The sequence below is a fragment of the Rhodococcus sp. NPDC006774 genome (assembly GCF_040636045.1).
Taxonomy (GTDB): domain Bacteria; phylum Actinomycetota; class Actinomycetes; order Mycobacteriales; family Mycobacteriaceae; genus Rhodococcoides.
The window spans coordinates 23813-44306 of record NZ_JBEYIW010000030.1; the positions used below are offsets into that span (position 1 = coordinate 23813).

Below are 20494 nucleotides of genomic sequence, written 5' to 3' on the forward strand. Positions count from 1 at the left end.
CATGTCACTGCCCGAATTCTGGTTCTTCGTCATCGCCTTCTTCTTCGTCGGCTACTTCGTGCTCGAAGGCTTCGACTTCGGCGTCGGCATGCTCATGCCCATCCTGGGTAGGCATCCCGACGCTGTCACGGGGGAGAAGCGCAGGCGTGCCGTCCTGAACACGATCGGCCCGGTCTGGGACGGCAACGAGGTGTGGCTCATCACCGCGGGCGGCGCGCTGTTCGCGGCCTTCCCGGAGTGGTACGCCACGTTGTTCTCCGGCTTCTACCTCCCGCTGCTGCTGATCCTGGTGGCCCTGATCCTGCGTATCTGCGCCATCGAATGGCGCGGAAAGATCGACGACCCGGTATGGCGTCGACGCTGCGACATCGGCATCGGCATCGGGTCCTGGGTTCCAGCGGTGCTGTGGGGCGTCGCGTTCGCCAACATCGTGCGCGGCGTCGCGATCGACGAGAACAAGAAGGTCACCGCAGGCTTCTTCGACCTGCTCAACCCCTACGCCCTGCTCGGCGGTGCCACCATGGCGCTGGTGTTCGCCCTGCACGGCGCCGTGTTCATCGCACTCAAGACCTCCGGCGACGTGCACGAGGATTCGGCGAAAATCGCAGCGCGACTGTCCGTTCCGGCAGTTCTCATCGGCGGCACATTTGCCCTGTGGACCCAACTCGCATACGGCAAGACGTGGACGTGGCTACTCGTCGGGGCGGCCGCTGCCGCTCTGCTCCTCGTCGTCGCGCTGACGGCGAAGGTGCGCGAGGGCTGGGCATTCGTCTTCACCAGCATTGCCATCGTGGCCGTCGTCGCACTGCTGTTCGCCTCCCTGTTCCCCAACGTGATGCCGTCGAGCACCGACGCCGCCTTCGACCTCACGATCGCGAACGCGTCGTCCAGTGCGTACACGCTGAAGGTGATGACGTGGGCTGCGGCCTTCGCCGCCCCTGTTGTCCTCGGATACCAGGCGTGGACGTACTGGGTCTTCCGCCAGCGCATTTCGAGTGCCCAGATCCCGGACTCGATCGGACTGACGGTGAAATCGTGACCGCGCCCGCTCGTTCGCGGGGACCGGTCGATCCCCGCCTGTGGAAATACTCCAGCTCTGCGCGGGGCTACCTGATCGTCACTGTCGCTCTGTCGACCGTCGTCACGCTCTGCATCATCGTCGGCGCGCTTGCGATCGGCCGGGTACTGGCAGGCGTCATCACCGACCCGACGGCCAGATCACTGTCCGCGTGGACGACGGAACTGGCCGTGCTGGCGGGCGCGGTGGCCGTACGTGTGCTCGCCACCGGAGCCCAGTCCCGCTACGCGCACCGGTCGGCGTCACGTGTGGTTGCCGAGCTCGAGGTCGAGGTGCTCACGGCAGCAACTCGATTCGAGCCTCGGGAGCTCGACAGCGAACGGGAAGAGTTGGCCGTCGTCGTGACCCGAGCCATCGGGGGTCTGCGGGCGTACCTGACCGGCTACCTGCCGGCGCTGGTGTCCGCGGTCATCGTCACTCCGCTCGTTCTGGTCGTCATCGTCACCCAGGACGTGACCTCGGCGGTGATCATCGCGGTGACGTTGCCGCTCATCCCCATCTTCATGATCCTGATCGGGTTGTTGACCAAGGGGCGAGCCGCGGCGACGCTCACCACGATGACCCGGTTGTCCGCGCAGTTGCTCGATCTGCTGGCCGGTCTGCCGACCTTGCGCGCGCTGCGCCGCGAACAGGGACCGGCTGCTCGCATCCGCGCACTGGGCGACGCACATCGACGAACAACGATGCGCGCGTTGAAGGTTGCCTTCCTCTCGTCGATGGTGCTCGAGCTGCTTGCGACCCTGTGTGTCGCGCTGGTGGCCGTCGGAATCGGATTACGCTTGGTCTTCGGGGAGATGACGCTCGAAGCAGGCATCATCGCGTTGATTCTCGCCCCCGAGGTGTATTTTCCGCTGCGCGCCGTGGGGACCCAGTTCCACGCAGCAGAGGACGGCGTCGAGGCCGCGGACCGAGCATTCCGAGTCCTGGATCGGCGCACCACACAGCCGACCGGTGGCCGGACCGTCGACGCTACGACCGCGGACATCGAACTCGTCGGACTCACCGTCGCGAGCCGGGACGGTCACGCTCCGGCAGAACTGAGTGCGCTGTGCCGAACAGGCACCATCACGGTACTGACCGGCCCCAACGGTTCCGGAAAATCGACTGCGCTGCAGGCGGTTCTCGGACTCACGACGCCGACGAGCGGTGCGGTTCTCGTCGGTGGCGTGCCCGTGGCCGATCTCGATCTCGACCGCTGGTGGGCGCAGGTCGCCTGGCTGCCGCAGCGGCCGGTATTGCTTCCCGGCACGCTCTACGAGAACGTCACCCTTCACGGGGTGCCCGACCCCGATGCACTGGACGTAGCCTGCCGCGCTTCGGGATTCGACGCCGTACTGCGAGATCACCCGAACGGCTGGAACACTCGCGTCGGGCAGGGCGGAGTGGGGCTGTCCCTCGGCGAACTGCAACGCCTGGCCCTGACCAGAACCTTCGTCTCCGACGCTCCGGTGATGGTGCTGGACGAGCCGACGGCGCACCTGGATGCGGCGAGTGAACAGACTGTGCTGCAGGCCGTTCGAGACGCAGCCGACCGAGGTGTCACCGTGGTGATGGTCGGTCATCGGCGCTCGGTGCTGCACGCCGCAGATCGCGTCGTCGAGGTACGAAGCAGTTCACCGGTGGTACGGGAGTTCGATCATGTCTGACCTACGACGCGCACTGGCCCTGTTCGAGCTCTCCCCGCGGCGGGTGGCACTGGCCGTGGCGGCCGGCGTGGCAACCCTCGGCAGCGCACTGGCCCTCGCCGCACTGTCGGCATGGCTGATCACCAGAGCCTGGCAGATGCCTCCGGTGATGGACCTGACCGTCGCCGTGGTAGCCGTTCGGGCGCTGGGCATTTCCCGCGGGGTGTTCCGCTACCTCGAACGACTCACCACGCACGACGCGGCACTGCGCGGTACGACGGCAGCGCGCACCCGGATCTACGAGCAACTGGCGAACGGACACGGCGCGCTCACTCTGCGGCGCGGGGACGTCCTGGCTCGCACCGGAGCGGACGTCGACGTGCTCGGCGACGTCGTCGTACGCGCGATCGTTCCCATCTGCGTGAGCGTCGTGATGATGCTCGCAGCCGTGGGCCTGCTTGCAGGAATCGCGCCTGCTGCCGCGTCGATCCTGGCGGTGTCGTTGCTGATCGCCGGCGTGGGCGCACCGATTCTGGCGGCGCGGGCCGCAAGGATCGCCGAGGAGGCCGGAGCCGACGCCGATGCGCGGTTCGCCGAGACAGCCGTCCGGGCACTCGACCACGCCGCAGAACTGCGGGTCGCCGGACGCCTCGACGCGACGCTCACCGAAGCCCGCGGGGCAGCACAGGATTCGGTGGTCGCCCGCGACCGGGCGGCGCGGCCGTCGGCGCTGGCCGATGCCGCCGGTCCGCTGTCGATCGGTGCATCGGTGATCGGGTCCTTGCTCGTCGGCATCGGGTTGTACGGACCGACCGGAGGCACCGTGGGCGGCATGACACCGATGGCCCTGGCGATCATCGTGTTGGTTCCGCTGGCCGCCTTCGAGGCGACCGCGGCACTGCCCGGAGCGGCAATCGCCCTGATGCGTGGCCGAATCGCGGCCACCCGAATCATGGCGATGCTCGATGCGGCTGCGCCGCAGTGGCGTGGTCATGTGCGCTCCGAGGCACTCGACCGCACCACTGCGCGAAGCGCACTGATCGGGCCCAGCGGATCGGGGAAGAGCACGATGCTGCGGGAGTTCGCCGAGGAATGCGGTTCGGACGCAGCGCTGTTCGCCGAGGACGCGCATCTGTTCGACACCTCGATTCTGGAGAACCTGCGGGTGGTCCGCGGCGACGTGACCGAGGAGGAAGCAGCGGAGGCGCTGCGGAAAGTCGGCCTCGGCTCGTGGCTCGACACCCTGCCTCTCGGCGTTCACACCACCCTTGTCGGCGGCGCGCAGGCCGTCTCAGGGGGAGAGCGCCGCAGACTGCTGTTGGCGCGCGCTCTGGTCAGTACGGCACCGATCGTGCTGCTGGACGAGCCGACCGAGCATCTGGACCGAGTTTCCGGCGAATCGATACTGCGCGAGCTGCTCACCACCGACGGAGGATTGTTCGGAGCCGACCGAACCGTGGTGGTCGTCACCCATCAACTGCCGGAGAACACCGACGCCGACCAGGTGATCGACCTCGGCTCGGACCGTGAGAAAAAACCCTTTGCCGACTCGGAAACTCGGGCGTACGTTGTGAAGTACACGAGAGAGGAGGTGGTCTGAAGTTGATGAACTCTAGGACGCGTGAGGTGGCTGTCAGCTAGCCGCAATCGCTGACGGATTCACTGCGAAGACCGCGCGAGCGGCAGGCGAATCCCAGGCAGCTACCCGGCCCCCGAGCCCCCGACCTGTCCGGTCGGGACCTGAAATCAGGTATGGCTCGGGGGCCGTTCGCGTGCAGTGGGTGGTGAGAGAGAGTCAGCCGATGTAGCGAGTCAGGCGCGCGGACAACCGCGGTGCCAGTGGGCCGTCGGCGACGACGCGTTCTTCGACGTACGCGAGATCGCCGCCTTCGACGATGCCGTAGAGCCGCTTGGCTCCGCCGACCAACGCACCCGACGTGCTGCGGATGACGACATCGGTGGCCAGTTCCCAGGACGACTTGGTGAGTGCATGGCCGTAATACAGTTCGACGACGCCGGTGCTGTGTGTCAGCAATAGCTCGACGACCTCTTCGTCCTCGGAACCCTTGAGCCCGTTGCCACCGCTCATGCGCCAGAATCCGGTTTCGCGGAGATCGGGGTGTGCGAAGTTACCGTCGAAATCGAGTCGCCACGAACGTGATTCCCAGCTCAGGTAGCTACCGCCGTCGTGGGTGACGACGATCTGCTGACCGAAGGGGTAGTCGGTACCGGACTCGGGGTCGTGGCCTTCGCCTTCACCGCGCCACACGCCGACGAGCGGCAACAGAGCGAGCATCGACGGGTGCAGATCGGGGCCGAGGCGGAGGTTGGCCGTGTCGTCGGGATGCGGGATGTCCGGCAGGACCGGAACGTTCCGCGTCGACGCGTCGGCGAACTTCTGCTCGGCAGCCGCTATTGCTTCGTCGCCACTGGTGACGGGGGTGTCGAGCCCCTCGTCAGCACTGCCGGGTCGACCCGCAACCGGTTCTGTCACGATTCGTCGTTGACCAGTCGGTAGACGACATACAGCGAGAACGCGATGATGGCTACTGCCGCAAGCGCCAGCAATACCTCGAAGAAGATGACCACGAGTGCGAGTTTAACCCGCTGCGATCGTCGTCGAGAACAGCGGCCCGAATCCGGGCTGTGTCTTTGGTGACATGTAACCGAATTCAGGGCTGGGGGTGCGCTGGATCACTCTTCTTCGTGGGAAAATCCCGTCGAGCAGGTACCTTCTTCGGGGGGCGTCGGGCGCTCGAGGGTGAATTTCCGACGTTGTTCACTGTGTTCTGTCACGAAGGCTGGGGAGGTCTCCGCAATAATGCTGCGTCGTAAACGGGCTCTGACATCGTCGTTCGGATCCGTGTTGTTCAGGTCCGGGGTGGTCACTCTGGCGTTGGCGCTCGCCGCTCCCGCAGCTGCGCTCGCCGCTCCGGACTCGGGATCGGCGAACTCGGGATCCTCCGACTCGGGGTCGTCGGACTTCGGGTCTTCGCAGGGCCCGAACATCGACCCCAACAACTACGCGCAGGACTGCCCCGATGTGCTGGTGCTGGCGGTGTCCGGTGCCACCGACTCGGCGTCGGACCGCAATCCTTTGGCCGAGCAGGCGTCCACGGTCGCGTCGAACTGGGTCGGGAACGTGACGGTCCCGGTCGGTGAGGCGAATGCCGACAGCCCGGGTACCGTCGGCTGGCTCTACGTCCCGTACGCCTCGACGTACGGCTTCGACGTTCTGGACAACGTGCCGACCTACCACGAGTCGATCGTGGAAGGTGTCGCAACGACCAATCGTCTGATGGACGAGTACAAGGTCAAATGTGGAGACCGAACCAAGTTCGTACTCCTCGGATACAGCGTCGGCGGCGAGGTACTCGATCGTTTGTCGACCGAGATCGGCGCGCGTGACTCGAGTGCCCTGGTGAACGGCGACGACATCGCAGGCGTGATCATGGTCGGTTCGCCTTACCGCCCGGCCGGTGTGCCGAATTTCGGTGACGAGCCGGGTGAATCGCTCGGTGGCTTCATGGACCAGTCACCGCGGGATTACGGAACGCTGACCGACAAGGTCACCTGGTCGTGCCGACCGTGGGATCTGGCGTGCGACGCTCCGGACGACATCGAACTTCTGCAGCTCGCCCTCGAGGTCATCTCGCAGATGCGGCTGACCGTCCTGAACCCGGTACAGACCGTGTCCGACTTCGCCCGCGCAGTGACGACCATTGCTTCGCGCGCGATCGTCGATATCGCCACCGACAAATCATGGTTCACCTCCGACGAGACTCTGCTGCAGGTCTTGGTGAGGGTGGCGGATGTGGATTACACCGTCGCTGATCAGCAGGCGGTGGACGCATTGACACCGGAGCAGCTCCTCGCCGATCTCAACTGGGCGATGGGGCCCGGTGCCGAGACCGTGGAAGCCAAGCTCCGCGCCGAGGCCACCGGGTTCGAGGAGAACAACAAGGGCATCGCCGATGTCGTGCTCGGGCCCTACCTGGCGCTCGGCTTCCTGCAGCACCTGTCGTACTGGTACAACGACCCCAACGACGGGTACGAGTGGGAGAGCGAGAAGATGGTCGCTTGGATAACCGACCTTGCACGCACCGAACGCGACAAGAAGAACGCGACCGGGCCACAGACGTCGACGCCGGAAACCCCCGCCCCCGAGACCGAGACCGCACCGGAACCTCGCCTGCTGCCGGAGCCCGGAACGGTCACTCGGGTCAGCGATCTCGGAGCGTTCCTCGAGTCGCAGGGCATTCCGGTACCGGAAGGGATGTTCCCGCCGCAATATTCGACGGTTCCCGACCCCGGCGCCTCGGTGCCCGTCCCGAACTAGCAGCCTCCACCGAACCGAAAGAACCCCGCACCGGCGAGCAGGTGCGGGGTTCTTGTCTCGTTCGATGCGAGCGGGTCGGATCAGACTCCGACGGTGACGTTCGCCGAGTGCACGCCTGCGCCCTCGGGAGCGATGACGGTGTCGCCGTTGCCCGATGCCGACAGTGCGCGCAGCGTCCACTGTCCGGGAGCGGCGAAGAACCGGAAATCACCGGTGCCCGACGCGACGACCTCTGCGGTGAATTCGCCGCTGCCGTCGAGCAGACGCACGAAAGCCCCTGCTACGGGCTCACCGTCGCCGGCGAGGACACGGCCGGTGATGACCGTTTCCTTCTCGACGTCGACGCCTGCGGGGATGGTCTGGCCTTGTACGGGTGCTCCACACATATCAGTGAACCTCCAGCTCGATGGGTGCTCCGACGAGAGAGCCGTATTCGACCCAGCTGCCGTCGTAGTTCTTGACGTCTTCCTTGCCCAGAAGCTCCTTGAGGACGAACCAGGTGTGGCTCGAACGCTCACCGATGCGGCAGTAGGCGATGGTGGCCTTGCTGTCGTCGTAGCCCTTGGTCTTGTACAGCTCTTCGAGCGCTTCGTCGGACTTGAACGTGCCGTCCTCGTTGGCGGTGGTGCTCCACGGGATGTTGATCGCGGACGGCACGTGGCCACGCTGCTGAGCCTGCTCCTGCGGCAGGTGAGCGGGGGCGAGGATCTTGCCCGAGAACTCGTCGGGCGAACGGACGTCGATCAGATTCTTGTTGCCGATGGCGTCGATGACCTCGTCGCGGAACGCGCGGATCGACAGGTCGGGTGCCTCGGCGCGGTACTGCGTGGTCTCACGGCTGACGACGTCCTTGGACAGCGCGCGGCCGTCGAGTTCCCACTTCTTGCGGCCACCGTCGATGAGCTTGACGTCCTTGTGTCCGTACAGCTTGAAGTACCAGTAGGCGTAGGCAGCGAACCAGTTGTTGTTCCCGCCGTACAGGACGATTGTGTCGTCGTTGCTGATGCCCTTGGCCGACAACAGGTCCGAGAACTGTTCCTGATTGAGGAAGTCGCGGCGAACCGCGTCCTGCAGGTCCTTGCGCCAGTCGAGCTTGACCGCACCTTCGATGTGTCCGCCGTCGTAGGCGCTTGCGTCTTCGTCGACCTCGACGAAGACGGTCTTCGGTGCGTTCAGGTTCTGCTCGGCCCAGTCGGCAGAGACCAGGACGTCGGAGCGAGCCATGGTGTTCCTTTCGGTCTTTCTTTACGGATCGGTGAGGGTCAAGCAGTGGTGCGCAGTCGCGCGGCGAGGGGATAGATCATGCAGCCGAGGCAGACCGCGAACGCGGCATTGAGGAAGGCCGCGAACAACGCGAAGCCTGCCGCCACGGTGCCGACGACCGGAGCGCCGAGCGCGAAGCCGACAACTCCTACGGCGGCGAACACGAAGCCCACCAGTTGAGCGAACTTCAACGGTGCCACCGGCTCACGTTCGCTGGTGGGGGAGAGGCGCGGTGCGACGAATGTCGCGAAGATCGTGCCGTACGGACTGCGCTTGGGTCCGCGGACGGCTCCGATTCCGAAGACGATCGCCTGTAGCCCGAGCAGGATTGCCGCCGCGGGGACAGAGAACGTGGTCAGGAGGAGAACGACGACCAGAACGGCGGTGGTGATCCACGCTGCGAAGCGCGGACCACGAACGTCCACCTGGTCGATCGTGGCAGTGGGGGTGGTGGTCCGGGTGTCGGGTGTCGACATCGAGAGGTACTCCTGTGCGAGGCCGGGGCACGCCGCATCGGCAGTGCTCGGACGTGGATTTCGATCATCGGGCCGTACATCACGCATGGGCGTGGCGGCAGAAGGAAATCAGCAGCAGCGACAGCAACAACCGCCCAGTCGGCACAGATCAACTGTGCGACGACTGGTGAGCATCAGCTCGCGGCGGGAGAACACGAAGAGCATCGTACCCTCTACCAGCGGCGCGTCCTACCGCCGGTCCGAAGAGGCGAGGTCACAGAGCGTCGAGCGCCGACCTTAGCGCCGCCGCGGACGGCACACCCGCGATTCTGGAGCGCCGTTGCAATCGGGTGTCGAGGACAAAAGTCGTGGGCAGTGACAGCACGCCCAGTTCGCGGGCGAGGATCGGATGGGCGTCGATGTCGAGTTCGAGCTCCCGGGCATCGCTTCGATCGTTCAATACCTGCTGGACGACGCGTCGCACGGCCGCACACGGTCCGCACCAGTCCGCCGAGAAGTGCAGGACGGTCGCGACGTCGGTCGTGGCACCCGCGTCGAGCAGGAGCGGGTGCAGAGCGTCGGTCTCGGAGTCGGTGTTCCGTACGGCCCGCACGGCACCGGATCGGCTGCGGAGGAACAATCCGGTAGCGACGGCAAGGATCGCCACGACGACAAGAACTGTGATCCCTGTCACGGCTTTTCGATCTCGTTGAGGTCGATGGTCACGTTCTCGCCCGATCCCTCGACGACGATCTGCGAGCCCTCCGCGTAGACGTCCGTCGGCAGGAGTCCGAAGGGCAGGCTCTGACGCTCGATGGTCCTGGTGAACAGACCGAGCACCGTGGGCTTGGCGAAATCTGGAATCGTGAAGTCCGCTTGACCCTCCGGGCCGAAATAGAAGTCCGACGCGACGATGGCGACGCCGTCCCCTTCGAGCAACAGGTCGGCCTGGACGCTCACGGTCGTTTCGAGGGGGCCGACCGGAACCGTTCCGGTCAGCACGACGCCCCCGGTCGTGGTCTTGCCCGACCCACCGGAACCGCCGGTACCGTCCGACTTGTCGGCCGGCGGCGCGGAAACCTGCAGGTCGACGATGCCGAGGAACCGGCCGAGGTCCGTCGCCTCGATACGGACGCGGCCGTCGAGTTCGTCCACCGGGATCGCCCGAACGTTGTTGTCGATCAGGTCGGACAGCTCGATGTGCACGCCGCGAAGATTGGCCTCGATCGTCGTCGAGCCGACGTACTCGGTCGGCACGTCCTGGGCTCGAATCTCGATGTTCTGGTAGCGGCCGTCCGCTGCCTGGGTGAGGAACGGGAAGCCGTGCACGATCACCTGAGGGTCGGAGGTGAGCTCGCCGCCGGCACGGATCGCGCGGGAGACTCGGTACTCCGAGTAGGCCGCAGCGCCGAAATCCACCACGAGCGCGAGGGCCAGCAGGCTGGCGAGTCCGATGAGAAGTGTGCGCACCGGTCCATTGTGACCGACGGATCGCGTACTGCCCTCTTCGGCCGGTTGTACGGACAAGCTAGTCTGTGTCCTTGACGATCACTCGAATCCAGCCTGGGCTGGACCGGCCAGCAGTAAGAATGGAGACGCAGTGGAGCTCCTACTACTGACCTCCGATCCCAATCCGGAGGGCGTTCTGCCGTCCCTTGCTCTCCTGGCGCATCACGTACGCCCGGTACCCACCGAGGTGTCCTCGCTTCTCGAAGCCGGTTCGGCAGACATCGCACTGGTCGACGCCCGCACCGACCTGGCTGCTGCCCGTGGTCTGTGTCGTCTGTTGGGAAGTACCGGCTCGGCCATCCCGGTCGTCGCGGTGCTCACCGAGGGCGGGCTCGTCGCGGTGAATTCCGATTGGGGCCTCGACGACATCCTGCTCCCCGGTACCGGCCCCGCCGAGCTCGACGCGCGACTGCGGTTGCTGGTCGGCCGCAGTGGGGGAGTTGCCAGCCCGGAGACCTCGGGCAAGATCACGCTCGGCGAACTGGTCATCGACGAGGGCACCTACACCGCTCGGCTGCGAGGTCGTCCACTCGATCTGACCTACAAGGAATTCGAGCTGCTGAAGTATCTGGCTCAGCATGCGGGCCGCGTCTTCACTCGCGCCCAGCTCCTCCAGGAAGTCTGGGGCTACGACTTCTTCGGTGGAACGCGCACCGTCGACGTCCATGTTCGACGCCTACGCGCCAAGCTCGGTACCGAATACGAGTCGCTCATCGGGACGGTGCGAAACGTGGGCTACAAGGCTGTTCGGCCGGCGCGCAACGCCAAGGGCGGACCGGTGGCCTCGGACGCTGCCGGTGGGGATTCCGACGATGCGGATTTCGAGTTCGAGCAAGAGAGTACTCTCTCGTAGATGAGTTCGGATCCTGCGTTCGACGTCCATTCGACCGACGGCGGCGCACCGTCTTCCCGTGTGTCCTACGAGGTTCATCAAATTCTTTCCCGTGCAACGGAAGTCGACGGTACTGCGCCCTTGTCGGAGCAGGCCGTGAAGGCCGTCGACGACGGTGACGAGGTCGTTCGTCTCGTGGCGACCGAGGGTGATCGTGTCGTGGGCTACGTCGGAATCGCCGACGGGATGGCCGAGGCCGTCGTCGATCCTTCGGCCCGCGGTCGCGGCGTCGGACGTGAATTGGTTTCTCGCGCACTCGATATCGGCTCCGAAACTCGAATCTGGGCGCACGGCAACCTGCCGACTGCGCAGGCCGTCGCGGCGCGCCTCGGGTTGCAGGTGGTTCGCGAGTTGCTGCAGATGCGTCGCGCGTCTGCTGGTCCCGAGCTTCCGGATGTCGTTGTGCCGGAAGGTATTTCACTTCGAACCTATCGGGGGCATCAGGACGATGCCGAGCTGCTGCGCGTGAACAATGCGGCCTTCTCCTGGCACCCCGAACAGGGTGGCTGGACCGATCGCGACATCGACGCGCGACGAGACGAATCGTGGTTCGATCCGGCAGGTCTGTTCCTGGCTTTCGAGGAGGGCAGTGACCGCCTCCTCGGTTTTCACTGGACGAAGGTCCACCCGGCCGAGGGTTCGGAACCGGCCATCGGCGAGGTGTACGTGGTCGGGATCGACCCGCAGTCGCAGGGGCGTGGTCTGGGTCGAGTGCTCACGCTGGCCGGCCTGCACTACCTGCGCGGTAGAGAACTGGGCCAGATCATGCTCTACGTCGAGGCCGACAACACCGCTGCCGTGCACACGTACACCAAGCTGGGTTTCGAGAATTACCACGTGGACGCCGCATACGCGCGCAGTAGCTGAACGGACATATCGGCCAGGGTGTTCATCTTCCGTTCACCCGCGCGGGGGTAAACGTCTACCACCTGCCCTTACCTTTCTCCATGGGTGGCAACCAGCGCCGCCTGGTGCGAGGTTCTCTCGAGGAGCCGGCACCCACACAGTCACAGCGCGGCCGATCAGGTCCGAGCCGTGGACACGGCCTACAGATTCCCCGGAGGAAACAGGTGAACCTCAAGCGCAACGGTGCTCTCATGAGTGCAGTGGCCATCAGTGCCATGTTGCTGACCGCATGCGGTAGCGACGCGAACGTCGCCACCACGGACGGCGCATCCGAATCCTCGGCTACCTGCGAGGGCAAGTCTCCGCTGACCGGCGAAGGCTCTTCTGCGCAGCAGAACGCAATGTCCAACTTCACCTCGATCTACTCCGGCGTGTGCGCCGGCAAGGCCGTCGAGTACACCACCAGCGGCTCGGGCAACGGCCGCACGCAGTTCGTCGCCGGACTGGTCGACTTCGCAGGGTCCGACTCCGCGATCAAGGACGAGCAGGCAACCGAGGCAGCCACCCGCTGCGCCAGCAACCCGGCATGGAACCTGCCGCTGGTCTTCGGCCCGGTCGCAGTGGCCTACAACCTCGACGGCGTCGACAGCGTTGCGCTGAATCCGGACGTCATCGCGCGCATGTTCACCGGCCAGATCACCACCTGGAACGATCCCGCCATCGCCGCACTCAACGAGGGCGTCGAACTGCCGTCCACCGCGGTCACCCCGGTCTACCGGTCCGATTCCTCGGGCACCAGCGACAACTTCCAGCGCTTCCTGGCCGCTTCGGCTCCCGAGGCGTGGACCCTGGACCACAGCTCCGACTGGGCAGGCGGCGTCGGCGAAGGTGCCAACGGATCCTCGGGCGTAGCCCAGGCCGTGGCAGCTACTCCCGGCTCGGTCACCTACGTCGAGAAGGGCTTCGCCGACCAGGAGAACCTGGGCACGGCTGCAGTCGACTTCGGCAACGGACCGGTCGAGCTCACCACCGAGTCGGCAGCCGCAGCGATCGACGCGGCAACGTTCTCCGGTGAGGGCAACGACCTCGTCATCGACATCGATGCGCTGTACGCCAGCAACGAAGCCGAGACGTACCCGCTGGTTCTCGCAACCTACGAGATCGTCTGCTCGGCCGGCTACGACGCCGAGACCTCGGCAGCAGTCAAGTCGTTCCTGCTCAGCGCAGCCAACGAAGGTCAGCAGGGCCTCGAGGAAGCCGGTTACGTGCCGCTCCCCGAGTCCTTCAAGGAACGTCTGACCACCGCCATCGAAGCAATCGCCTGATTAGATGAGACGTGATCCTGCTTCGGCTCGTGGTGACGCGAGCCGAAGCAGGACCGTCCTCGACCTCCACACGAGACAGTGAGCGGTATGAGCGACACCCACTCGATGACCGGCGTCCCCTCCGCGGCTACCGTGCCCTCCGCGGGTTCCGCGCACAAACCGGAAGAACCACAATTGTCAGACAAGAAAAAATCGGGGACCGTCACACGTCCCGGTGACCGGATCTTCTCCGGCCTCGCCACGGGCTCGGGCATCTTCATCATCGCCCTGATCGCCGCCGTGGGTATCTTCCTGGTCTGGCGTGCCATTCCCTCGCTGTCGAACAACACGGTCAACTTCCTGACCTACAACGGTGCCTGGGACACGTCCAACACCTCGGCCATGGCGTTCGGTGTTCTCGATCTGTTCCTGGTCACCGTCACGGTGTCTCTGTTCGCGCTGGTCCTCGCGATGCCTGTTGCACTCGGCATCGCCATCTACCTGACGAATTACGCTCCCAAGCGAGTAGCGGGACCGCTCGGTTACGTCATCGACCTGCTGGCCGCGGTCCCGTCGATCGTCTTCGGTCTCTGGGGCCTGTACGTCCTCGCGCCCGCCATCAGCCCATTCGCGGAATGGCTGAACTCGTCCTTGAGCTGGTTCCCGCTCTTCAGCACCGGCTCGGTCTCCATCGCCGGCGGCGGCACCATCTTCACCGGCGGCATCGTGCTCGCGGTCATGATCCTGCCGATCATCGCCGCAGTCACCCGCGAGGTCTTCATGCAGACGCCGAAGGGGCAGATCGAAGCAGCTCTCGCCCTCGGAGCCACCCGCTGGGAGGTCGTGCGCACCACGGTCATTCCGTTCGGCAAGTCCGGTTACGTCAGTGGCTCCATGCTCGGTCTCGGTCGCGCACTCGGTGAGACCATCGCGCTGTACATCATCATCCGCAGCACTCAGGCAACCTTCGGCGGAACGCTGTTCGACGGCGGTTCCACGTTTGCGACGAAGATCGCGCTGGCCGCGGGCGAATTCAACAACCCGCTCCAAGCCGGCGCCTACATCGCCGCAGGTCTGGTGCTCTTCATCCTCACCTTCGTCGTCAACGCCGGTGCCCGCGCCGCCATCGCCGGAAAGAAGGACTGACCCATGACCGCAACGATGGACAAGCCCGTCAAGGAACCCACGTTCCAGGGCGTCAGCGCTCGGCGTAAGGCGTCCAACCTCTCGGCGACGATCCTCGTGAGCCTCTCGGTTCTCGTCGCACTCGTGCCTCTCGTCTGGGTGCTGTACACGGTGGTCTCCCGCGGCCTGTCGGCAGTGGTCTCTCCCACCTGGTGGCAGAACTCGCAAGCAGGCGTCACCCAGTTCATCGCAGGTGGCGGTGCGTACCACGCCATCGTCGGAACGCTCCTGCAAGGACTGTTCTGCGCCGTCATTTCCATCCCGATCGGCATCTTCGTCGCCATCTACCTCGTCGAGTACGGGGTAGGCACGCGACTGGCCCGAGTCACCACGTTCATGGTCGACATCCTCACCGGTGTGCCGTCCATCGTCGCGGCCCTGTTCATCTACGCGCTGTGGATCGCCACCTTCGGATTCCAGCGATCCGGTGTGGCCGTCGCATTCGCTCTCGTTCTCCTGATGATCCCCGTGATCGTGCGCTCGGCCGAGGAAATGCTGCGCATCGTTCCCCAGGATCTGCGCGAGGCGTCCTACGCACTCGGTGTGCCGAAGTGGAAGACCATCGCGAAGATCGTCATCCCCACGGCCCTGTCCGGCATCGTCACCGGAATCATGCTCGCCCTGGCCCGCGTGATGGGTGAGACGGCACCGGTGCTGATCCTGGTGGGATCGGCCACCGCCATCAACTTCAACATCTTCTCCGGGCCGCAGACGTCTCTGCCGCTCATGATGGTCGACCTGCAGAAAGCAGGAACCGGCGTGCTCACCGCTGAGCGCATGTGGGGAGCAGCCCTGACGCTGATCCTGATCGTCGCAATACTCAACATCGGCGCGAAGTTGGTCTCGAAGTTCTTCTCGCCCAAGAACTTCTGACCCACCCGACTCCAGCGAATTCTAAGGAACGAAGAACATGGCAAAGCGTCTCGATCTCAAAGACGTCAACATCTACTACGGCAAGTTCCATGCCGTCTCCGACGTCACTCTGGCCGTCCCGCCGCGCAGTGTCACCGCGTTCATCGGACCGTCCGGCTGCGGTAAGTCGACCGTCCTGCGTTCCCTCAACCGCATGCACGAGGTCACCCCCGGCGCGCGTGTCGAAGGTTCGGTGCTGCTCGACGGCGAGGACATCTACGGCAACGGCGTCGACCCCGTCGGTGTGCGTCGCACCATCGGCATGGTCTTCCAGCGCCCCAACCCGTTCCCGACGATGTCGATCCGGGACAACGTCGTCGCCGGCCTGAAGTTGCAGGGCGGCCGCGGCAAGAAGGAGCTCGACGAGATCGCCGAGCGCTCGCTCAAGGGTGCCAACCTCTGGAACGAGGTCAAGGACCGCCTCGACAAGCCCGGTGGCGGCCTCTCCGGCGGACAGCAGCAGCGGCTGTGCATCGCTCGCGCGATCGCCGTCTCGCCCGACGTGCTGCTGATGGACGAGCCGTGCTCGGCCCTCGACCCCATCTCCACTCTCGCCATCGAGGATCTGATCCAGGAACTCAAGCAGGACTTCACGATCGTGATCGTCACGCACAACATGCAGCAGGCCGCACGTGTGAGCGATCAGACCGGCTTCTTCAACCTCGAGGCCACCGGCAAGCCCGGCAAGCTCATCGAGATCGACGACACCGAGAAGATCTTCTCCAATCCGACGCAGAAGGCCACCGAGGACTACATCTCCGGTCGCTTCGGATAACCACATACCGCAAAGAGAACCCCCGCCGAGCGAAAGCTCGACGGGGGTTCTTCTCGTTGTGCGCTTGCCCTGATTCGGTCGTCGAGTAGCGCTGCCGGGCAGCGCTACTCGACGAAGAGCGGTTCTACGAGGTGGGAATGTTGTTCTGGTGCAGGTCGACCGGAAGCTGGCCGGTGACCAGGAAGATCACCCGACGGCCGACCTCGACGGCATGATCGGCGAACCGCTCGTAGAAGCGTCCGAGCAGGGTCACGTCCACTGCAGCAGCGACTCCGTGGCTCCACTCGCGGTCCATCAGCACCGTGAAGAGGTGACGGTGCAGATCGTCCATTGCCTCGTCCTCCTCCTGCAGCTTCGCCGCGCGCTCGGGATCGCGGGTCTCGAGGACCTCACGGGCCGAGGCGCCGATCTGAACTGCGAGGCGACCCATCTCGGCGAAGTACCCGTTGACGACCTCGGGGAGGGCGTGGTTCGGGTGCCTGCGACGGGTGATCTTGGCGACGTGCAGTGCGAGTGCGCCCATACGGTCGATGTCGGCGACGATCTGAATGCCGGCCACCACCGAACGGAGATCGCCTGCGACCGGAGCCTGCAGGGCGAGAAGCGTGAAGGCCTTCTCCTCGCACACCGCGCTGAGCTCGGTGATCCTGTCGTGTTCGGAAATGACCTGCTCGGCGAGCACCAGGTCTGCTTGAAGGAGGGACTGAGTGGCCTTTTCCATGGCCGCACCAGCCAGGCTCGCCATCTCTCCGAGGAGATCGGCAAGCTCGTTCATCTGTTCGTTGTAGGCGACGCGCATGAGCGAAGTTTAGTAGGTCACACCGACCAGTTCCCTGTCCCGAGGGTTAACGGAGCATGAATGAACTCAGGCGCACGTGTCGTCGGCGGCGTTGGTGAACGAGAGATCCTCCGGAAGGGGCGCGCTCTCGGTGGTTCCTTCCACCTGGGTGGGATCGATTTCGGTACCGAATGCCGTCGGAAACTGGGTGTATCCGGGATAGTTCGAGCCGAGCACGACCTCGACGACATTGTTCAGGCTCGGTGCCAGTTCGATGGCAGCGCCGGGGATCGCCGACGCGACCGTCGCCGCAGCCGCCTCCTGATCCTGGGAGTAGCGCACCACGGTCTGGGCGGCGGTACCCGAGAAGTTGCCGACGGTCAGGATCTGGAATCCGTATGTCGCAAGTTCGTCGGATGCCGTCTGAGCCATGCCTGCGATGTCGGATGCGTTGGATACCTGCAGGGAGACGGTTCCCGGATCGACGGCCAACAGCGGAGCGTCGGGTGTGGCGGCAGGTTCGGGTACGTCGGGTGTCACCGGCTCCGCGCGTTCCTCACCGGGCAGCGGAGCGTCGTCGATGATGGCCTGGAAGATCGCACCGATTGCGTCGTCGTTGGGGATCTCGTTGCCGTAATCGTTGGTGCCGGTGGTGGGGATGGTCAGGAAGGTGACCGCACCCGCGTCCACGTTCTGCAGCGAGCGTCCGAGCGTCACCAGGTCTTGAGTCTTGACGTTCTCCACGAAGGTGTCCGAGGTGAACGCATTGACGAACCCGTTGAGCTTGCCGGGATCGAGCAGCACGTTGTTCGAGAGCGCAGACCTCAGCAGGGACGACAGGAAACGCTGCTGTCGCTTGATCCGGCCGTAGTCGCCGTTGCCCTCGGACTCGACGTTGCGCGCCCGAACGTAGTTCAGTGCGGTTCGGCCGTCGATGCGCTGCGTTCCGACGTTGGGGAGGACGTCTCCCAATTCGTAGTCCACCAGCGGTTGCGCGGTGCAGACCTCGACGCCTCCGACCTCGTCGACCATGGACTCGAACCCGGCGAAGTCCATCCCGACGAAGTGTCCGATACGCAGGCCCGAGATCTTCTGAATGGTCTTGACCAGGCACTTCGGGCCGCCGAGGGCGTAGGTGGCGTTGAGCTTGTCGCCGTACGCCTCGGGGAACATCTCCCCGGTGTAGGTATTGGTGTCGTTGTCGAACTGCTCGCACTCGGGGCGCGTGACATCGAGGTCGCGGGGGAACGAGACGGCGACGACGCGGCTGCGATCGGCCGGAATGTTGACCAGCATGACCGTGTCCGAGCGGGCTCCCTCGGCGTCGGCGACGGTGCCGGCACCGACCTCGCCGCTGGCCCCGGTGCGGGTGTCGGTGCCCACGATCAGATAAGTCTCGTCGCCGTATTGGCCTTCGGCGTCGACGACGTCGGTCGAGTCGGGATCGAGAGCGGCGACCTGCAGAAATCCCTGATCGGTGTTGCGTAGGTATCCCCACACCACTCCGGTCAAGGCCACCGCCAGGATCGCGACGAGAGAGACCAGGCTGCGGCCGATCATCCGCACCCGACGGCGTCGACGCACCCGGCTCATCGCCAACCGCGTCAGAGCGGGGCGATCCGTTGCGGGCGCACCCACCGGTTCCGGTGCCGCATGCGGCACCGGGGTCGGCGGCACCGTTCGGGCAGGCGGGGGAGTGGACTCGGTGATGGGGGCGATGATCTCGGTCGGCTCTTCGGCGTCGGGACGCTCGGCCGGCACCCGCCGCATCGATCCCGAGCGCGACATCTTGTCCACCAACTCGGCCACCGAGACGGTGTCGGCGTTACGCGGCGATCGTTTACCGAGCCTGCCGCTGTCTCCGGGCTGCGGCGGCTGCTCCGGATCCGGTGTCGCGGGGCGTTCGGAGCGCGGTGGGCGCTGTCCGGATCGTCCGATTGCGCCGGGTTGTCTGATTGAGGACAGCGGGCGCTCCCATGGGGCGCGACCCTCGGGCACAGACGGGCCCGACTCTCGATCGTCTCCCACGAATTCGAACCTGGCCTTCCATCACACGCACGCGCTGCCTTCTCGGCAATCCCAGCCATAGTACTGACTCGAGCGGCGTGGTCCACTCGTGCGAGGTGGGCGGCTGGTCAGCTGCGAATCAGCCGCCGGAATGCATCAGGTCGGCACCGGCGGGGACACAGACGTCCTCCGGATCGTCGAGCCAACCGTCGGGCAGCGACACCGCGCCCGGCGAGCCCTGCCGACCACGGGGACCTTCGGCGTCCTTGGGAAACGGAACGGTCGGATCGAGTTGCGCCAGAAGGTCGTCCAGTTCCGAGAGAGTGGACACCAACGCCATCGAGACTCGGAGGTCCGACCCCGCGGGAAACCCTCGCAGGTACCAGGAGACGTGCTTGCGCAACTCGCGCAGGCCCTTCTTCTCCCCGTGATGCTGCGCCAGCAACTCGGCGTGGCGAGCGATGATCGTGGCCACCTCGCCGAGGGTGGGGGGAACGGGCTCGGGGCGGCCGTTCAGGCGGGCGCTGAGTTCGGCGAACAACCAGGGCCTGCCGAGGCAACCTCGCCCGACGACGACGCCGTCGCACCCGGTCTCCGCCATCATGCGGACCGCGTCGGACGCCGAGAAGATGTCACCGTTGCCCAGTACCGGGATGCCGGAGACATGTTCCTTGAGTCGAGCGATCTCGTTCCAGTCGGCGGTGCCGGAGTAACGCTGTGAGGCCGTTCTGGCGTGCAGTGCCACTGCCGCCGCGCCCTCGTCGGCGGCGATTCGACCTGCGTCGAGGTGAGTGTGGTGGTTCTCGTCGATGCCGACGCGGAACTTGACGGTGACGGGAATGTCGGTGCCCTCGGTCGCCTTGACCGCAGCAGCGACGATGCGGCCGAACAGGTTCCGCTTGTAGGGCAGCGCAGCACCGCCGCCCTTTCGGGTGACCTTCGGAACCGGGCAGCCGAAGTTCATGTCGATGTGGTCGGCCAGATCGTCGTCGACGATCATCTTCGCCGCGGCGTACGTGGTGTCCGGATCGACGGTGTAGAGCTGCAACGACCGAGGAGTCTCGGTGGGGCCGAAGGTCGTCATGTGCATCGTGGCCGGCTGCCGTTCGACGAGCGCGCGCGCCGTGACCATCTCGCACACGTACAGACCCGAGGTACTGCCTGCCCTCTCCAACTCCTGCTCCCTGCACAGGGTGCGGAACGCCACATTGGTGACGCCGGCCATCGGTGCGAGGACGACGGGGCTGCGCAACTCCAGCGAGCCGATCTGCAGTGTCATGAGGGAAGCCTTTGGAACGGAGGGAACGTGATCGTGGTGATGACGGTGGGCCGAGAACGGTGACGCCGGAAAACAGTGGTGCCCGGCACCGAAGTCGGTACCGGGCACACCAGCCGATCTGAGCTTACGACGCGCGTGCTTCGGCCTTCGCGCGTTCGCGGGCGAGGGAGCGATCGCGCATCTCCTCGAACTTGGTGGCCTGCCGCTCGAGGTCTTCGAGGAACGCGGCGAGTTCTTCGCGCTTGTT

At 65.4% G+C, this 20494-nt stretch carries 19 protein-coding genes and 1 pseudogene; 10 read left to right on the forward strand and 10 right to left on the reverse strand.

Annotated features, from left to right (window positions below):
* Position 1 precedes the first annotated feature (1 nt).
* The 3 genes from cydB to ABZ677_RS25990 are packed head-to-tail and all read left to right on the forward strand — an operon-like array spanning position 2 to position 4303.
* The gene (cydB, locus tag ABZ677_RS25980) at positions 2-1039 is read left to right on the forward strand and encodes a cytochrome d ubiquinol oxidase subunit II (protein ID WP_358374609.1); all 1038 of its coding nucleotides are present in this window, start codon (positions 2-4) and stop codon (positions 1037-1039) included.
* The gene (gene cydD / locus ABZ677_RS25985) at positions 1036-2724 is read left to right on the forward strand and encodes a thiol reductant ABC exporter subunit CydD (protein ID WP_358374612.1); all 1689 of its coding nucleotides are present in this window, start codon (positions 1036-1038) and stop codon (positions 2722-2724) included. Before cydB ends, cydD begins: the two co-directional genes overlap by 4 nt.
* Positions 2717-4303, forward strand: a complete 1587-nt coding sequence (locus ABZ677_RS25990; protein ID WP_358374615.1) for an ATP-binding cassette domain-containing protein — start codon at positions 2717-2719, stop codon at positions 4301-4303. The genes cydD and ABZ677_RS25990 overlap by 8 nt, the downstream gene beginning before the upstream one ends.
* A gap of 195 nt (positions 4304-4498) precedes the next feature.
* On the opposite strand, the gene ABZ677_RS25995 is transcribed toward ABZ677_RS25990, so the two are convergent.
* Positions 4499-5119, reverse strand: coding sequence for an FABP family protein (locus tag ABZ677_RS25995; RefSeq protein ID WP_358374641.1), 621 nt, complete (start codon positions 5117-5119; stop codon positions 4499-4501).
* Between the two features lie 405 nt (positions 5120-5524).
* Here ABZ677_RS25995 and ABZ677_RS26000 point away from each other — a divergent pair, with 405 nt between their 5' ends.
* A complete protein-coding gene (locus tag ABZ677_RS26000) occupies positions 5525-7042 on the forward strand; it encodes a cutinase family protein (protein ID WP_358374618.1) in 1518 nt (505 codons plus the stop codon).
* 80 nt (positions 7043-7122) lie between these two features.
* Here ABZ677_RS26000 and ABZ677_RS26005 read toward each other — a convergent pair whose 3' ends face one another.
* The 5 genes from ABZ677_RS26005 to ABZ677_RS26025 all read right to left on the reverse strand — a co-directional run bounded on the left by ABZ677_RS26005 (position 7123) and on the right by ABZ677_RS26025 (position 10230).
* Positions 7123-7428 (reverse strand): DUF1416 domain-containing protein, encoded by a 306-nt coding sequence (locus ABZ677_RS26005; protein WP_037194601.1) that lies wholly within the window; start codon positions 7426-7428, stop codon positions 7123-7125.
* A 1-nt stretch (position 7429) separates the two neighbouring features.
* Positions 7430-8266, reverse strand: coding sequence for a sulfurtransferase (locus ABZ677_RS26010; RefSeq protein WP_037194603.1), 837 nt, complete (start codon positions 8264-8266; stop codon positions 7430-7432).
* A gap of 38 nt (positions 8267-8304) precedes the next feature.
* Positions 8305-8781, reverse strand: coding sequence for a DUF4395 domain-containing protein (locus ABZ677_RS26015; RefSeq protein ID WP_358374622.1), 477 nt, complete (start codon positions 8779-8781; stop codon positions 8305-8307).
* A 253-nt stretch (positions 8782-9034) separates the two neighbouring features.
* The gene (locus ABZ677_RS26020; protein WP_037194605.1) at positions 9035-9454 is read right to left on the reverse strand and encodes a thioredoxin family protein; all 420 of its coding nucleotides are present in this window, start codon (positions 9452-9454) and stop codon (positions 9035-9037) included.
* Positions 9451-10230 carry an LmeA family phospholipid-binding protein gene (locus ABZ677_RS26025; RefSeq protein ID WP_358374625.1) on the reverse strand — a complete coding sequence of 260 codons (780 nt, stop codon included), beginning with the start codon at positions 10228-10230 and terminating at the stop codon, positions 9451-9453. The genes ABZ677_RS26020 and ABZ677_RS26025 overlap by 4 nt, the downstream gene beginning before the upstream one ends.
* Before the next feature lie 130 nt (positions 10231-10360).
* On the opposite strand from ABZ677_RS26025, the gene ABZ677_RS26030 reads away from it, so the two are divergent.
* The 6 genes from ABZ677_RS26030 (at position 10361) to pstB (ending at position 16183) form a co-directional block, all read left to right on the forward strand.
* Entirely contained in the window at positions 10361-11122 is a 762-nt protein-coding gene (locus tag ABZ677_RS26030) for a response regulator transcription factor (RefSeq protein WP_037194609.1), read from the forward strand.
* Positions 11123-12028: a mycothiol synthase gene (mshD, locus tag ABZ677_RS26035; RefSeq protein ID WP_358374629.1), complete on the forward strand. Its 906-nt coding sequence runs from the start codon at positions 11123-11125 to the stop codon at positions 12026-12028. It begins immediately after the preceding gene.
* Positions 12029-12231: 203 nt separating this feature from the next.
* Complete coding sequence (pstS, locus tag ABZ677_RS26040; protein ID WP_358374632.1) at positions 12232-13332, forward strand: phosphate ABC transporter substrate-binding protein PstS; 1101 nt, start codon at positions 12232-12234, stop codon at positions 13330-13332.
* Positions 13333-13419: 87 nt separating this feature from the next.
* The gene (gene pstC / locus ABZ677_RS26045; protein ID WP_094633023.1) at positions 13420-14457 is read left to right on the forward strand and encodes a phosphate ABC transporter permease subunit PstC; all 1038 of its coding nucleotides are present in this window, start codon (positions 13420-13422) and stop codon (positions 14455-14457) included.
* 3 nt (positions 14458-14460) lie between these two features.
* Complete coding sequence (gene pstA, locus ABZ677_RS26050) at positions 14461-15369, forward strand: phosphate ABC transporter permease PstA (RefSeq protein ID WP_037194616.1); 909 nt, start codon at positions 14461-14463, stop codon at positions 15367-15369.
* Positions 15370-15406: 37 nt separating this feature from the next.
* On the forward strand, positions 15407-16183 hold the full coding sequence (gene pstB / locus ABZ677_RS26055) for a phosphate ABC transporter ATP-binding protein PstB (RefSeq protein ID WP_037194618.1): 777 nt from the start codon (positions 15407-15409) through the stop codon (positions 16181-16183).
* Between the two features lie 124 nt (positions 16184-16307).
* On the opposite strand, the gene phoU is transcribed toward pstB, so the two are convergent.
* From phoU to ABZ677_RS26075, 4 genes and pseudogenes are all read right to left on the reverse strand, one after another.
* On the reverse strand, positions 16308-16982 hold the full coding sequence (gene phoU, locus ABZ677_RS26060; RefSeq protein ID WP_037194620.1) for a phosphate signaling complex protein PhoU: 675 nt from the start codon (positions 16980-16982) through the stop codon (positions 16308-16310).
* A 66-nt stretch (positions 16983-17048) separates the two neighbouring features.
* Positions 17049-18989, reverse strand: a complete 1941-nt coding sequence (locus tag ABZ677_RS26065; protein WP_037194622.1) for an LCP family protein — start codon at positions 18987-18989, stop codon at positions 17049-17051.
* Positions 18990-19107: 118 nt separating this feature from the next.
* Positions 19108-20247: a tRNA dihydrouridine synthase DusB gene (dusB, locus tag ABZ677_RS26070; protein ID WP_358374637.1), complete on the reverse strand. Its 1140-nt coding sequence runs from the start codon at positions 20245-20247 to the stop codon at positions 19108-19110.
* Positions 20248-20371: 124 nt separating this feature from the next.
* A pseudogene (locus ABZ677_RS26075) lies at positions 20372-20494 on the reverse strand (acyl-ACP desaturase); the annotation flags it as partial.